Origin of the sequence: Cohnella soli, from assembly GCF_042655525.1 — a bacterium.
GTDB classification, from domain to species: Bacteria; Bacillota; Bacilli; order Paenibacillales; family Paenibacillaceae; genus Cohnella; species Cohnella soli.
Map to the genome: position 1 here is coordinate 44,428 of NZ_JBHSMI010000002.1, position 14,439 is coordinate 58,866.

A 14,439-nucleotide genomic window follows, 5' to 3' on the forward strand; every position below is an offset into this window, starting at 1 on the left:
GTCTTCCTCCTGATGTCCTGAAAGAGTAAAGGAATGACGTGACGGGATAAAGACGAGTGCCTTATTCCGTTATTATACTACAGATAAGGAACATGAGGATGAGATGGGGGATGACAAATGAAAATAACAGGGATTGAGATTATCCATGTCAGGCCGCGGTTTTCATTTCTGAAAATGTCTACGGACGAGGGTATTGTCGGTTACGGAGAGGCGATCGTTGAAGGGCGCTCACGCACGGTGGAGATGGCCGTCCATGAGTTGAAACCGCATTTGATCGGACAGGACCCTCGCCGGATCGAGCATTTATGGCAGCTCATGTATCGCGGAACCTTCTATAGGGGCGGACCGATATTGACGAGCGCGATTAGCGGACTAGAGCAGGCGATGTGGGATATCCTCGGCAAATCGTTAGGCGTTCCGGTCTACCAGTTGCTTGGCGGGGCTGTCCGCGATCGGATCAGGATGTATAAGCACATTGGCGGAGATACGCCAGAGGAAGTATATGCTTCCGCGGCTCAGGCGGTAAAAGAAGGCTTCACGATGGTCAAAACGGCGCTTCCTGTCGCGCGAACATTGGAGCCTCCTTACTATATCGAACGACAGGCGGAGCGGATGGAGGCTATCCGGCAAGCGATCGGTCCGAAAGTGGATTTCGGCGTCGACTTTCATGGAAGAATCAGCCCGGCGTTGGCGATCCAGCTTGCCAAGCAATTCGAGCCTTTCCGGCCTATATTTATCGAAGAGCCGTGCCTGCCGGAAAACGTAGACACGATGGCAACCATCGCGCGTTCTACGGTCATTCCGATTGCGACCGGCGAAAGGCTGTTTACGAAATGGGCGTTTCGCGATGTGCTGAACAAGCAAGCGGCGGCCGTGCTGCAACCCGACCTTGCGCATTGCGGAGGCATTCTCGAGGGCAAGAAAATCGCCGCGATGGCAGAAACATACTATGCCGCAATCGCTCCCCACAATCCGCTGGGACCTGTCAATCTTGCCGCCAGCATTCAACTTGCCGCTAATGTTCCGAACTTCCTGGCCCAGGAGCAAGTTGAGCTTGGAGAGAAATTGCTGAAATGCCCGTTCGTCATACAAGATGGGTACATATCCGTACCGACGGCGCCCGGACTGGGGATCGAGCTTCGGGAAGACGCGCTGGAGGAGCTTAGGTACGAAGGCGATTATGATTTGCCAAGAGAGTTCCATGCGGATGACGGGTCTGTTGCGGACTGGTAGAATCGCCTTGTCCGGAGGGAGGAAGCATGTTGAGCAAAGGCGCGGGCGATTGGCGCGAGTCGTCCTATAGAGATTACCCGAGTATAGTCGGCGAGAACGAATTCATTCGCATAGAGATCGTTCCCGGCCGGGGCAGCAAAGTCGTTTCTCTGCAAAATGCTGAAACGGGGAGAGAGTGGTTGTTCGGGAATGACCGGGAATGGGAGCCGCTGTCCTACGGGATGAACTGGGAAGACGGCGATCGCAGCGGCTGGGACGAAATGTTCCCGACCATTCTCCCCTGTGCCGGCGCCGATCCGGGTTGGAGGCAGGCCTCCTTCCCGGACCACGGTGAAGTGTGGGCGCTTCCGTGGGAAAGTCGGGTATCTCCGGAAGAAGCGCAAATGTGGGTAGAAGGCGTGCAGGTTCCCTATCGACTGAGCAAAACCTATCGACTATCCGGAAGAACAGTCGAGCTGTTATATCGGCTCGAAAATCCGACTCCGCACCGATTTACCTATATGTGGGCGCCGCACGCGCTACTGGCTATCCGGGAAGGGATGATGCTGGCGGCAGAACCCCATCAGGTGAAGATCGAAGTTCCGTTTACGTTCGGAAATAGATTGCAGCTGGAAAAAGGGTTCAGTCCTTATCCGCAGGCAGTGACGACCGATGGCGCGAAAACGGATTTATCGGAGTTGTTCGCCGACGGGGCGGTTCATGCCGAGAAATATTGGTTCACGCAGACATTTCATGAAGGCTTGGTTACAATAGCCGATTCTCAAACCGGAGAGTCATTGCAATATATCGTCAACCCTGATGAAGTTCCTTACTTGGCTGTGTGGGTGAACAACGGAGCTTTGTGGGGCGATTACAATGCAGCCATTGAACCGGCAACGGCTTATATGGATAGCGTCGAATTCGCTACGGCTTTGGGCAAGGCAAAGGCGGTTGAAGGATTTTCTTCTGTGACTTGGAGCTTCAAGATTCGTTTGACATCGCGTGACGAGAGGTGATGCAGCTATGGAAATTATCCGGCATCGAAGCAGACTAAAGAATACGCTGCGGAAACTGGTTCAGGGCGGGGAACTGAGTGTAGGGTTTCTCGGGGGTTCCATTACGGACGCGAGACCCCGTCATAATTGGCCGGAGGCTGTTATCGCTTGGTTGGTGGAACGTTATCCCGGAGTATCCATTCGCGTCGAGAACGCGGCGATTGGCGCAACGGGCAGCGAATTGGCCGTCTATCGGGCGGAAAGGGATATCCTGCAAAGAAAATGCGATCTTGTATTCGTAGAGTACGCGGTCAATGATTATTATGTACCCAGGGAGAGACGGGCGCAAACCCGTGAGGGACTTCTTCGCAAGCTGCTGGCTGATGGGACGTCCGATGTCGTCTTGACCTATACCTACAATCAGGACATGTACGAAGACATGGCGAATCGGAAGACGCCGGAGTCCATTTCGGATTTCGAACAGCTAGCCGAGCATTATGGGCTTGGATCGGTATGGATGGGGCTTCATGCCTGGCAGGAAGTCGCCCGAGGAATGATGAGGTGGGAAGAATGGCTTCCCGACGGGCTGCATCCGACCAGCAGGGGGAGCCTCTGCTACGCCCAGAGCGTCATCGGATTTCTGGAGCGGGAGTTGGGGGCGGGGGGCCAAACTGTAGACGCTGCTTGCGAAGCGGAGCGCATAACGCTTCCGGTGCCGCTAAACCCGGGGAATTGGGAGAACGGCTGGACGTTAGATTTGACGCGGATCAGGCGAGAGGGACCATGGAGTCTGCGACGCTGGCCGCATCTGGAATGGATAGACCAATGTCTGGTAACGTCTGCGATCGGATCCAGGCTGTGTTTTTCGTTTCAAGGCCGGGGGTTTACGCTTGGACTTGATTTCGGTACTTTAAGCGCCGATTTCCGATACAGACTGAACGGAGAAGACTGGCGCAGCGTCGAGCTGGACCGTCCGGATTGGTGCCCTGAGGAAGGGTGGTTTCTTGCCGTTACCGTTGCTGACGATCTGCCGGCGGGTGAGCATCTGTGCGAGATCGAAGTCGTTCACGGCAATCGGGAACGCTGCCGGGGTAGCCGCTTCCAGCTTGCTTTTGTCGGAATTATCTCACCCGGTCAATGATTGCTTAACCGTCCTACCCGCTGGCATTTTTTCCGTAATCCGTCGGCGTCACGCCGCACTCTTTTTTGAAAAGTCTAAGTATTTTACAATTGCATCGCTCCTGCTGTCGAGTCAACTCGAAAGCGAAGAACCTCCAATCCGTTATTCATTCGGAATTGGAGGTTCTTCTCGTGTCGTTAGGCGAGGCGCTCATGGGAGATAGTTTCATGGACGACGCGCGCTGTGTTATAATCGGGGGTGATAAAGACGTACGTGATAGACACAACGAGGAGGTGCCTTGCCGATGAGTCAGCGGAAACGAGCGGTTCAGAGCCGACGTCCCAAAGTGATCCCGATGCGTCTAGATGCGACGTTTTTCTTCGAACGCGCCGTTCAGTCTCTGGATCGGTACCATTACGACAAGGCACTCAAATACTTCCGCCGCGCCGTCGAGTACGAGCCGGAAAATCCAGTTAACCATTGTAACATGGCAGGCATTCTGTCCGAGATGGGGCGGTACGAGGAGTCGAACGATATCCTTCGCACTGTGCTGGACGGGATCGATCCGATGATGACGGAGTGCTACTATTACCTGGCTAACAACTACGCCAATATGGAACTTTTCGAGGCGGCCGAAGAGGCGCTCGTTCGATATTTGGAGAACGACACGGAAGGGCAATTTCTGGACGAATCGGATGAATTACTTGACCTGCTGCATTACGAATTGAATCGGCCCACGAAGCTGGCGACGATCAAGGCGAAGGAAAATATATACGCGCATGACAAAGCTCGCGAACTGCTTGAAGCGGGGCGTTTCGCGGAAGCTGTGAAGATGCTGGAAGAAATTATCGAGCGGGATCCGGCTTTTCTCGCTGCAAGGAATAACTTGGGACTGGCATACTATTATATGGGCCTGTTCGAGAAGTCGGTTGTTACGATTTCTGAAGTGCTGGAGGCGGAACCGGGCAATTTGCATGCGTTGTGCAACTTGGCCATCTTCTATCAGCATTCGAATCGGGAAGGGCAACTGCAGACGCTTGTCGCCAAGCTGAATAAGACGGTGCCAATCCACCCAGAGCATGTGTTTAAGCTTGCGACGACCCTTGGCATCGTTGGGCAGCATCGCGAGGCCTACTCCCATTTTCGTCGGTTGCTTCGCACGGGGGAACTGGCGAACGAACCGAGCCTGCATCATTTCGCTGCCGTAGCCGCGACGAATCTCAAAAAGTACGACGATGCGGAGAAGCATTGGAAACAAGCAGAGCGTCTCGATGCCGAGTCCCCAGTGCCGGCCTTTTACTTGCGGAGGCTTGAAAAGGTGCGGGCAGGAGATGAACGCGCGCCGACGCATTACCATTATCATCTTCCGTTCGAGGAGCAATTTCGGCAATGGTCGGAAAATCCGGGACAGGTGACGGAAGCGCTCAAGCGCGATCCGTTAATACGCTCCTCATTCTTCTGGGCGCTTCGACATGGGGATCGCCGGACAAAGGTGCAGGTTATTCAAGCACTCGGCCTAGTAGCCGACGAAGAAGTGGTCGATGCGCTCAAGGCGTTCCTTGTAGATGCGGAAGAGGAAGACGAATTGAAGCGGGTGGCGGTGCTCGTCCTGAGGTCCATCGGCGTTCAGGATTCGCTTGTCGTCACTTTCAGTGGTCGGACATTGACACTAGAGGCTCGGCGCAAGCCGGGTAAGCTCCCCGTGTGGGACAGCTCTTGGCAGGTGGTGCTGGAACTGGCGCTCGACGGCATGTCAGGTCGTTACGACGTTGTACAGCAGCACGACATGATGACGTTATGGGTCGATTATTTGTCCCGCGTCTATCCCGAAGTGCCGAAGTTGCATAAATCGACGGGATGGGCAGCCGCGTTGGAATACTGGACGGCGAAAATGCACAGAAGAACGGTCACTTATGCGGATCTGGTCGAACGTTACGGTGTCTCCCAAGCGAGCATCAGCCGTTACGCGAACCGGATCGACGAAGCTTGCGGCATTCGTGAGAAGCTGGATTTGACGACGCCTTCGTTTAATTGAGAATATTCCGCAATCTGCATTATGCGTTGCGCAACAAGGAGGAGCAAAACGTGCATAAATCAATCGTAATCGGCACTGGTCCTGCAGGACTGACGGCAGCAATTTACTTGGCAAGAGCAAACTTGAATCCGCTCGTCATCGAAGGGCCGGAGCCAGGCGGCCAGTTGACGACAACGACTGAAGTCGAGAACTTCCCAGGCTTCCCGGAAGGCATTATGGGGCCGGATTTGATGGCGAACATGCGCAAGCAGGCAGAACGCTTCGGCGCGGAGTTCCGTACCGGCTGGATCAACGCGGTCGACATGTCGAAGCGGCCGTTCACCCTTAGCCTAGAAGGCGGCGAGACGCTCCAGGCGGAGACGATCATTATTTCCACGGGCGCTTCCGCGAAGTATATGGGAATTCCCGGAGAGCGGGACAATGTTGGACGGGGCGTCAGCACATGTGCCACATGCGACGGGTTCTTCTTCCGGGGTAAAAAAATCATCGTTGTCGGCGGCGGCGACTCGGCGATGGAAGAGGCAAATTTCCTTACGCGATTTGCATCCGAGGTTACGCTTGTCCATCGTCGAGACGAGATGCGGGCATCGAAGATCATGCAAGACCGCGCACGTGAGAACAACAAAATTTTGTGGGGTCTTAATAAGACGCCGGTTGAAGTCATCGCAGGAGATCACGGAGTTACCGGACTTAAAGTGCGCAACAACGTGACCGGAGAAGAAGAGATTCTCGATACGCAAGGGTTGTTCGTCGCGATCGGCCATACGCCGAACACGAAGTTTTTGGATGGCCAGATCGAGACGGACGAACTCGGCTACATTAAGGTGAAGCCGGGCTCGACGGAGACGAACGTGCCGGGTGTATTCGCTTGCGGCGACGTGCAGGACCACAAGTATCGCCAAGCGATCACGGCGGCGGGCAGCGGCTGCATGGCTGCGCTCGATTGCGAGAAATTTCTGGAAAACTCCGCCGTTCATGATTGGAGCCAGACGCTGTAACTTTCCAGTTTATTAAACATCATTAATTTCTTATGAGGTGTCGACAAAAATGTCAGAATCGTTGTATGTAGGCGTGGATTTGGGCGGTACCGCCATCAAAGTAGGTTTATGTAATTCGGCGGGAGAGCTGGTTCGCACATTCGAAGGACCGACACAGGCTGCGGATGGGGCCGATGCCGTGCTGTCCAATATTGCGTCCTACGTCAAGGAGCTCGTTCCTCCGGGAACTCCGGAATGGGAAGCTGTCGCGGGTGTCGGTATCGGCATCGCCGGATTCCTCAATATTCCGGAGGGAATCATCGATTTCTCGCCGAACCTTCCCTTCCGTGACGTTCCGGTAAAGAAAATGATGGAAGAGAAGATCGGAAAGCCGATCAAGATCAATAACGACGCCAACGTGGCTGCGCTCGGCGAAGCTTGGGGAGGCGCGGGCAAAGGCGTCGCCAACTGCGTCTGCTACACGCTCGGTACCGGGGTCGGCGGCGGCATTATTTTGAACAATCGGTTGATCGAGGGTTTCTCGGGTATGGCAGGAGAACTTGGCCACTTAGCGATCGTGGCTGATCTCGAAGCGATCCAATGCGGCTGCAGCAAGATGGGCTGCTTGGAAACCGTATCGTCGGCTACCGGCATTATTCGTATGGCGAAGGACGCCGTTGCTCGGGGCGATCGGACGACGCTCAGCCTGGTAGAGGGCGAACTGACGGCGAAGGACGTGTTCGACGCAGCGAAAGCCGGCGACGAAGCCGCGCAGCGTATCGTCGCACGGGCAGCGTTCTACTTGGGCAAGTCGATGTCTGTTGTAGCCGTCGTCGTTAACCCGCAACGATTTATTCTTGGCGGCGGGGTTAGCAAGGCCGGCGAGTATTTGTTTGAGCAAATTCGCGAAGTGTTCGACAAGCTGACACCGGACAGGGCGCGTATTGGCGTCGAGATCGTTGCTGCAGAGCTTGGCAATAATGCCGGAATCGTGGGCGCGGCAGGATTGTTCCTTCGCGCATAACATGAAACAGGCGCCCGGCACCGCTGCTCTTAATCGCGGAGCGGGCGTCTCTTATTTCGGATGATTCATCTATCGTACAGCCGTCGTTTGTTACCGGGGAGGAATGGGCATGGATTCGATCGTAATGCAACCGACGCTTGTTATCATTACCGGAATGTCGGGCGCGGGGAAAACGATCGCAGTACAAAGCCTGGAGGATTTAGGCTTTTTCTGCGTCGATAATTTGCCCCCCGTGCTAATTCCGAAGTTTGCGGAACTGATAGAGCAATCCCAGGGAAGGATCGCGAAGATTGCGCTTGTTATCGACTTGCGAGGACGAGAGTTTTTTACAGCGTTGTCCGAATCGCTAAGTCATATTCGCGAGCACTATACGTTCCACTACGAGATCTTGTTCCTGGATGCGACTGATTCCGTTCTCGTGCAACGGTACAAGGAAAGTCGCAGAAGGCATCCGCTCGCGCCGGAAGGTTTGCCTCTCGAAGGCATCCATTCGGAGCGTAAGCTTCTGGAAGACTTGAAGGGCTGGGCGACGCAAGTCATTGATACGAGCAACTTAAAGCCAGCGGCGCTCAAGGAGAAAATCATGGGCCGGTTCACGAACATGGACCGGAATCATATCAATATCAATGTTACTTCATTTGGTTTCAAGTACGGTGTTCCGATCGATGCGGATTTGATTTTCGACGTTCGTTTTCTTCCGAACCCGCACTATGTCGAGAGTCTTCGACCAAAAACGGGTGTAGATCCTGAAGTATACGACTATGTCATGAAATGGCCGGAGACGCAGACGTTCTTGACAAAGCTTCTCGACATGCTCCAATATTTGATCCCTCTCTACCACAAGGAAGGCAAAAGCCAAGTCGTGATCGGGATCGGTTGTACGGGCGGCAAGCACCGTTCCGTTGCGCTTGCGGAATATTTGGGACGCATGCTTGGATCCAGCGATACCGAAAAGGTGAGAGTGAGCCACCGCGATTCCGATCGCGACCGGGCGGATCCGAGGTGAAGGGATGAAAGAGCGACAAACGCTGAGTCGTAAACCACGTATCGTCGTCATCGGCGGAGGTACGGGGTTGTCCGTCATGTTACGAGGATTAAAGCAGAAGCCGCTCGACATTACGGCGATTGTTACTGTAGCGGACGATGGTGGCAGCTCGGGGATTTTGCGGGAAGAATTGCAAATTCCTCCACCGGGTGACATTCGCAACGTTTTGTCTGCGCTCGCAGACACGGAGCCGCTGCTGTATGAAGTGCTAAAATACCGGTTCAATTCCGGAACCGGCTTAGCTGGACACAGCTTGGGAAATCTCATTCTGGCGGCGATGACTGACATTACGGGCGATTTCGTGACGGGGATTACGGAGCTTAGCCGCATATTCGCGGTACGCGGTCGCGTACTGCCGGCGGCGAACCATGCAATCGTCCTAAAGGCAGAGATGGAGGACGGGTCGATTGTCGTCGGCGAATCGACGATTCCGAAATCGGGGCTAGCGATCCGCAAAGTGTTTTTGGAACCTGCTGACGTTGAGCCGCTGCCTGAGGCAGTGCAAGCCATTCAAGATGCAGATGCGATTCTGATCGGGCCTGGCAGCTTGTACACAAGCATTCTTCCGAACTTGATCGTACCCAAGCTGGCCGAGGCGATCGTGCAATCGCAAGCGGTGAAGATGTTTATCTGCAACGTCATGACTCAGCCGGGCGAAACGGACAACTATTCGGTCAGCGACCATCTTGCTGCCGTACATGCGCATATTGGTCATCATTTATTCGATTATGTCATCGTGAACGATGGGGAGATACCGCCGCAAGTACAAGACTTGTACGCCGAGAAGGGCTCCACCGCAGTCCATCTGGACTTGGAGGAAGTGACAAAACGCGGTTACAAAGTCATCGCGGATACTCTTGTGCTTTTCAGGACATATTTGCGTCATGATGCTGCGAAATTAAGCGATCATATTTATCATCTGGTCGAAGATTGGATGCTGCGAAAGGGGGAATAAGACATGTCGTTTGCGGCGCTGACGAAAAAGGAATTAACGATGCTCGACGCGGAGGAGTGCTGCCAGCGGGCGGAACTATCCGCGCTTATCCGCATGAACGGAACGATCTCCCTGTCGAACAGACGGGTGATCCTCGACATCGCCACCGAGAATGCCGCGATTTCACGTCGGATATACACCCTTCTGAAGAAGCATTTTACAGTCGTGACCGAATTGCTTGTGCGGAAGAAAATGAGGCTGAAAAAAAACAATGTGTATGTTGTGAGGGTGCCGGCGGGCGCGGAAAATATTTTGAACGATTTGTCGATCGTCTCCGAAGGATTCCTATTTCATCCGAGCATCGACAAAAATCTGGTCCGCAAGCCGTGCTGCAAGAAAGCTTATCTTCGCGGGGCGTTCCTGGCCGGCGGCTCGGTGAACAATCCGGAAGGTTCCTCGTACCATCTGGAGATTGCGTCGATGTACGAAGAGCATTGCCAGGCGCTCGTCGAGCTGGCGAACAAGTTCAACTTGAACGCCAGATTCATTGAGCGGAAGAAGGGCTTTATTCTTTATATTAAAGAAGGCGAGAAGATCATCGAATTTCTGAACATTATTGGCGCGCATCAGGCGTTGTTCAAATTCGAGGATGTTCGCATCATGCGGGACATGCGCAATTCCGTTAATCGAATCGTCAACTGCGAGACGGCGAACTTGAATAAAACAATCGGGGCGGCCGTGCGGCAGATCGATAACATCAAGTTGCTTCAGAAAGAAGTTGGTTTGAACAACTTGCCGGACAAATTGCGGGAAGTCGCGGAAATTCGACTGCAGCATCCGGATATTAATCTGAAAGAAGTCGGCGACCTGCTGAAAGGGCAGGTCAGCAAGTCGGGCGTGAACCATCGACTCCGGAAGCTCGACGAATGGGCGGAAAAAATCCGGAATGGCGGGGCATAATCCGTATGGCGTATTTGTTCACTTAAGTGTTATAATAGGTTGGAAACTGTAGCTCGGGGGTCCCGACGCGCGGGACGAACAAAGATAGGGGGTATCCGGTCCATGACGAGACAGCCGGTAGTCGTTCGGCTTAAAACGGGACTTCACGCCAGACCGGCGGCACTATTCGTGCAAGAAGCCAATAAATTCTCCTCTGACGTCTTCGTGGAGAAGGATGAAAAGAAAGTAAACGCGAAGAGCATTATGGGCATAATGAGTTTGGCGATCAGCTCCGGTACGGAAGTCGCGATAAGCGCGGAAGGTTCGGACGCAGAGCAGGCTGTAACCGCTTTAGTCCAGTTGGTCAGCAAAGAAGAACTCGAAAACCAATAAGCAACCGTAGCATGGAGCTCCCGATGGGAGCTTTTTGCGTTTTTGGACAATATTTTAAAACAATTGTTTAGTCAGGCACGTCAGATATAATGCATGATAACAAGCGAAGGGTGGTTGTTTCGTTTGAAAGGACGCGTATGGTTGCAAGGGGCTGTAGCCGCAGCGATGGTGTTGACGGTGGCTTGGATCGGATTCGGAAGGGGAGTGGGCAACGTGGCTTCGGCGGAAACGGCGGCGGCATCGGGGGCGACACCTTACACGATTACGGTTGGCGCTAGTGGATCGATTAAAGCAAATCCGGACATCGCTTACGTAAACGTGGCGGTAGAGACGCGCGGAGCGAAAGCGACGGATGCCCAGCAAGCGAATGCGGCCAAATTCGCGGGCGTCGAGAAAGTGTTGTACGAGAAGTATGGCATCGACAAGAAAGACGTGCAGACAACTGGTTTTGACGTGCAACCCGAGTACAACTACACAGAGAAAGACGGACAGGTGCTGAAAGGTTACGTTGCCGTTCACTCCATCCAGGTGTCTTACCGCAAGCTGACGGAAATCGGCAATCTGCTCGATGCTTTAACGACTGCCGGTGCCAATCGCGTCAACGGCGTGCAGTTCTCGACCGAGAAGCGGGAGCAATATGAGCTTGATGCGCTCAAGAAGGCGATGGACAACGCCGCTGCCAAAGCCGGAGTGCTCGCCACGTCTTCGAAGCGGCAACTCAAAGGTGTCATCAACGTTGTGCAGAGCGATTCAGGCACCAGCCCGATCCCTTACCCAGGCGCCATGTTCGACTCGATGGCGAAAATGTCGGCGGCTCCAGCGGCGACTTCAGTGCAGACCGGACAAATCGAGATCAGCGCGCAAGTGACAGTGCAGTACGAAATGCAGTAAACGAGGTCAGTTTATCGCGTATTACCTTTAATCACATGAGTTGCCCGAATGCCGCTTCGTAGCGGCATTCAGGCAACTCATTTTTTATTGGGGTTATATGGCCGGAATATGATCTGAGGCGAAACAAAAACGCCCCCGGTTGCCGGGGGCGTTCCATGGCAAAGCTTGCAAGTTCTGAGCAGATTAAGCTTCTTTGTACTGATGCATTTGCCGAATGGAAAGCGCTTCTTCAAGCAGTTCGATGAATTCAGCGGAAAGATTCATTTTCTTGGCTTCACGATAAACCTCGAGCAGATGCTCATCCTTCAGCGGGCGAAGCAACGATGCTTTGTCGCTGAGTCGGCGGGCTGCAATCATGTCGATATGGGTGTCGTGTTCGCGTTCGTAGTAGCTGCGCGAAGGCACGGAAGACGAAAGGTTCTCGGAAGTGGTATTCACTAAATACGGATAGGCTCGGTTAGACATAAATTCCCTCCTCTAGGTTTCCTAGGAGATCGCTATAACTGGTTGCAATTGGAATAACCTCTGGAAATAGCATATCATGAATTGTTAAAGCCGAAGAGGGGGCATTCAAAGTTTTGAATTTTTGTTGACACAAGAGGGGGAGTGTGATATAGGGGGGTTACCTACAAAAAAACTCCGACATCCCGCTGGGGGAGTCGGAGTTTGACGCATTTAGTTCACTTTGTCGATGACCTTGTCAATCAATCCGTACTCGCAGGCGACTTCGGCTTCCATGAAGTTGTCGCGGTCGGTGTCTTTCTCAATACGTTCCAGCGGTTGGCCGGTGCGTTCGGACAAGATACCGTTTAACTTGTCGCGAAGCTTCAAGATGCGGCGCGCGCGAATTTCGATATCGCTTGCTTGACCTTCAGCTCCGCCGAGCGGCTGATGAATCATCACTTCGCTGTTCGGAAGCGCGAACCGTTTGCCTTTGGCGCCTGCTGCTAGCAAGAACGCTCCCATCGAAGCGGCCATACCGACGCAGATGGTGGAAACGTCCGGCTTAATGAATTGCATCGTATCGTAAATAGCCATACCCGCCGTGATGGAGCCGCCGGGGCTGTTGATGTACAGGTGGATGTCTTTCTCGGGATCTTCGGCCGCCAAGAAAAGCAATTGGGCGATGATTGAGTTGGCAACAACATCGTTAACCTGCGTTCCGAGGAAAATAATGCGGTCTTTGAGCAGCCGGGAATAAATATCGTAAGCCCGTTCTCCTCGATTGGTTTGCTCGACAACCATTGGTACGAAACTCATGGTGGCGTCCCTCCTCATAATTGTTTATCTTATGAATCGCTTGCGGTTTTCTTATCATAGCGAATCTTCGAACAAAAGTCAAAGAAAGTCAAAGAGATGTTTGGGCGTGGCTGCTAGCAAAAAAATAAAACCCGACCATATGTCATGGTCGGGTTAAGTTCAATGATAAAAGTTGGCGCGCCCGTGAGGAATCGAACCTCAATCTCAGCCTTCGGAGGGCTGCGTCATATCCGTTGGACCACGGGCGCTCGCTAATACAGCAAAAATTATTATACTCCGCAGATGGTTAGAATGCAAGGGTTTACGGTGTTTTTAAATTTGTAATTTTCGTGTACGGCAATACTTGCGCGAAAGACGAAATTTAGCTAAAATAAGGGTGGGACTAAAAAGGTTTATGCGGGACATTTTAGGTCCCAATCAATCGAAGTCGCCACAACATTCGCATCGAAGCCGGCAAAAGCCATCCGGTCTCGGGAGGAAAAGCGGGAACTATGCGAAAAATCGTTGATATTCAGAAAAAGCTGTTGCCCGACATCTTGCAAGTGATGGAGAAGAGGTACGACATTCTTCATCGTATCGGTTTGGCGGGGATGATCGGCAGACGTACGTTAGCCGCAAGCGTCGACATGACGGAGCGGGTGTTGCGGGCCGAGCTCGAACTTCTGCGTGCGCAAGGGTTGCTTGATATGGCGCCTTCCGGCATGACGCTGAGCGCGAGCGGTAAACAGCTAGTCGAAGAGATGGAGCCGATCGTCAAGGAACTGTTTGGATTATCGGACATGGAAGATCGACTGCGCGAGGCGTTCGGATTGAAGCGGGTCATTATCGTATCCGGGGATTCGGACGAATCGGAGCATACGAAGATGGAACTTGGCAGGGCCGGCAGCCGCGTACTGCGTGAGAGCCTATCGTCGGGGGATGTCGTAGCCGTTATGGGCGGGTCGACGATGGCTCGGATGGCATCGCAATTTTCCAATCCATCGCAATGGAAAGACAACTGGTTCGTGCCTGCAAGAGGCGGCTTGGGCGAGAGCGTCGATTATCAGGCGAACACGATCGCTGCGGAGCTAGCCAAGAGAGCCGGAGCGCGTTATCGAATGCTCCATGTGCCTGATCATCTGAGCGAAGAAGCCTATCAGACGATCATGCAGGAGCCTAACGTTCGCGAAGTGGTCGATATGATCCGCGGCGCGAGAATCGTCGTTCATGGTATCGGAGACGCGATCACAATGGCGAGTAGAAGGAAGCTCAGCGAAGAAACGAAAGATGAGCTTGCGAAAGACGGTGCGCTGGCGGAAGCGTTCGGGTACTATTTTGACCGGGCGGGGAAGGTCGTGCATCGGATGGCGACGGCGGGGCTCAGGCTTGACGATATCGAGTCGGCTGGATTGGTCATCGGCATCGCGGGCGGTCGAAGCAAGGGAGAAGCGATCGCTTCGGTTATGAGATTCGGTCACGACGACGTTCTAGTGACGGACGAAGCGGCGGCTGCCGAGGCATTAAAGCACGTATGATTCGCAGCGAAGCGATCAGATGCAGTTTCAAGCTCGAATAACGGGTAATCCTATTAGGTAACGAGGTCTCGGCGCTTTGGCGCCTGACATATAAAAAAGC

At 53.5% G+C, this 14,439-nt stretch carries 14 protein-coding genes and 1 tRNA gene; 12 read left to right on the top strand and 3 right to left on the bottom strand.

Annotated features, from left to right (window positions below; all coding sequences use genetic code 11):
- Positions 1–117: 117 nt before the first annotated feature.
- The 11 genes from dgoD (at position 118) to ACFPOF_RS00715 (ending at position 11,565) form a co-directional block, all read left to right on the top strand.
- Positions 118–1,233 carry a galactonate dehydratase gene (gene dgoD / locus ACFPOF_RS00665; RefSeq protein WP_378128605.1) on the top strand — a complete coding sequence of 372 codons (1,116 nt, stop codon included), beginning with the start codon at positions 118–120 and terminating at the stop codon, positions 1,231–1,233.
- A 26-nt stretch (positions 1,234–1,259) separates the two neighbouring features.
- Positions 1,260–2,228 carry an aldose epimerase family protein gene (locus ACFPOF_RS00670; RefSeq protein ID WP_378128607.1) on the top strand — a complete coding sequence of 323 codons (969 nt, stop codon included), beginning with the start codon at positions 1,260–1,262 and terminating at the stop codon, positions 2,226–2,228.
- Between the two features lie 7 nt (positions 2,229–2,235).
- On the top strand, positions 2,236–3,348 hold the full coding sequence (locus tag ACFPOF_RS00675; protein ID WP_378128609.1) for an SGNH/GDSL hydrolase family protein: 1,113 nt from the start codon (positions 2,236–2,238) through the stop codon (positions 3,346–3,348).
- A 283-nt stretch (positions 3,349–3,631) separates the two neighbouring features.
- A complete protein-coding gene (locus tag ACFPOF_RS00680) occupies positions 3,632–5,362 on the top strand; it encodes a tetratricopeptide repeat protein (RefSeq protein ID WP_378128611.1) in 1,731 nt (576 codons plus the stop codon).
- A 50-nt stretch (positions 5,363–5,412) separates the two neighbouring features.
- The gene (gene trxB, locus ACFPOF_RS00685; RefSeq protein WP_378128613.1) at positions 5,413–6,360 is read left to right on the top strand and encodes a thioredoxin-disulfide reductase; all 948 of its coding nucleotides are present in this window, start codon (positions 5,413–5,415) and stop codon (positions 6,358–6,360) included.
- Positions 6,361–6,409: 49 nt separating this feature from the next.
- A complete protein-coding gene (locus ACFPOF_RS00690; RefSeq protein WP_378128615.1) occupies positions 6,410–7,363 on the top strand; it encodes an ROK family glucokinase in 954 nt (317 codons plus the stop codon).
- Positions 7,364–7,472: 109 nt separating this feature from the next.
- Positions 7,473–8,369 carry an RNase adapter RapZ gene (gene rapZ / locus ACFPOF_RS00695; RefSeq protein ID WP_378128617.1) on the top strand — a complete coding sequence of 299 codons (897 nt, stop codon included), beginning with the start codon at positions 7,473–7,475 and terminating at the stop codon, positions 8,367–8,369.
- A gap of 4 nt (positions 8,370–8,373) precedes the next feature.
- Entirely contained in the window at positions 8,374–9,363 is a 990-nt protein-coding gene (locus tag ACFPOF_RS00700) for a gluconeogenesis factor YvcK family protein (RefSeq protein WP_378128619.1), read from the top strand.
- 3 nt (positions 9,364–9,366) lie between these two features.
- The gene (whiA, locus tag ACFPOF_RS00705; protein WP_378128621.1) at positions 9,367–10,302 is read left to right on the top strand and encodes a DNA-binding protein WhiA; all 936 of its coding nucleotides are present in this window, start codon (positions 9,367–9,369) and stop codon (positions 10,300–10,302) included.
- A 102-nt stretch (positions 10,303–10,404) separates the two neighbouring features.
- Positions 10,405–10,674 (top strand): HPr family phosphocarrier protein, encoded by a 270-nt coding sequence (locus ACFPOF_RS00710; protein ID WP_094042918.1) that lies wholly within the window; start codon positions 10,405–10,407, stop codon positions 10,672–10,674.
- A gap of 123 nt (positions 10,675–10,797) precedes the next feature.
- Positions 10,798–11,565 carry an SIMPL domain-containing protein gene (locus ACFPOF_RS00715; RefSeq protein WP_378128623.1) on the top strand — a complete coding sequence of 256 codons (768 nt, stop codon included), beginning with the start codon at positions 10,798–10,800 and terminating at the stop codon, positions 11,563–11,565.
- Between the two features lie 183 nt (positions 11,566–11,748).
- Here ACFPOF_RS00715 and sda read toward each other — a convergent pair whose 3' ends face one another.
- From sda to ACFPOF_RS00730, 3 genes are all read right to left on the bottom strand, one after another.
- Positions 11,749–12,030 carry a sporulation histidine kinase inhibitor Sda gene (sda, locus tag ACFPOF_RS00720; RefSeq protein WP_378128625.1) on the bottom strand — a complete coding sequence of 94 codons (282 nt, stop codon included), beginning with the start codon at positions 12,028–12,030 and terminating at the stop codon, positions 11,749–11,751.
- 210 nt (positions 12,031–12,240) lie between these two features.
- The gene (gene clpP / locus ACFPOF_RS00725) at positions 12,241–12,825 is read right to left on the bottom strand and encodes an ATP-dependent Clp endopeptidase proteolytic subunit ClpP (protein ID WP_378128627.1); all 585 of its coding nucleotides are present in this window, start codon (positions 12,823–12,825) and stop codon (positions 12,241–12,243) included.
- A 173-nt stretch (positions 12,826–12,998) separates the two neighbouring features.
- Positions 12,999–13,073: transfer RNA gene (locus ACFPOF_RS00730), tRNA-Arg, on the bottom strand.
- A gap of 243 nt (positions 13,074–13,316) precedes the next feature.
- Here ACFPOF_RS00730 and ACFPOF_RS00735 point away from each other — a divergent pair.
- A complete protein-coding gene (locus ACFPOF_RS00735) occupies positions 13,317–14,339 on the top strand; it encodes a sugar-binding transcriptional regulator (RefSeq protein ID WP_378128629.1) in 1,023 nt (340 codons plus the stop codon).
- The last annotated feature ends 100 nt before the right edge of the window (positions 14,340–14,439 follow it).

What these genes read in the sequence shown, in the direction of transcription:
- dgoD (WP_378128605.1), top strand. Translation starts at nt 118, where the DNA reads ATGAAAATAACAGGGATTGAGATTATCCATGTCAGGCCGCGGTTTTCA.
- ACFPOF_RS00670 (WP_378128607.1), top strand. Translation starts at nt 1,260, where the DNA reads ATGTTGAGCAAAGGCGCGGGCGATTGGCGCGAGTCGTCCTATAGAGAT.
- ACFPOF_RS00675 (WP_378128609.1), top strand. Translation starts at nt 2,236, where the DNA reads ATGGAAATTATCCGGCATCGAAGCAGACTAAAGAATACGCTGCGGAAA.
- ACFPOF_RS00680 (WP_378128611.1), top strand. Translation starts at nt 3,632, where the DNA reads ATGAGTCAGCGGAAACGAGCGGTTCAGAGCCGACGTCCCAAAGTGATC.
- ACFPOF_RS00690 (WP_378128615.1), top strand. Translation starts at nt 6,410, where the DNA reads ATGTCAGAATCGTTGTATGTAGGCGTGGATTTGGGCGGTACCGCCATC.
- rapZ (WP_378128617.1), top strand. Translation starts at nt 7,473, where the DNA reads ATGGATTCGATCGTAATGCAACCGACGCTTGTTATCATTACCGGAATG.
- ACFPOF_RS00700 (WP_378128619.1), top strand. Translation starts at nt 8,374, where the DNA reads ATGAAAGAGCGACAAACGCTGAGTCGTAAACCACGTATCGTCGTCATC.
- whiA (WP_378128621.1), top strand. Translation starts at nt 9,367, where the DNA reads ATGTCGTTTGCGGCGCTGACGAAAAAGGAATTAACGATGCTCGACGCG.
- ACFPOF_RS00710 (WP_094042918.1), top strand. Translation starts at nt 10,405, where the DNA reads ATGACGAGACAGCCGGTAGTCGTTCGGCTTAAAACGGGACTTCACGCC.
- sda (WP_378128625.1), bottom strand. Translation starts at nt 12,030, where the DNA reads ATGTCTAACCGAGCCTATCCGTATTTAGTGAATACCACTTCCGAGAAC.
- clpP (WP_378128627.1), bottom strand. Translation starts at nt 12,825, where the DNA reads ATGAGTTTCGTACCAATGGTTGTCGAGCAAACCAATCGAGGAGAACGG.
- ACFPOF_RS00735 (WP_378128629.1), top strand. Translation starts at nt 13,317, where the DNA reads ATGCGAAAAATCGTTGATATTCAGAAAAAGCTGTTGCCCGACATCTTG.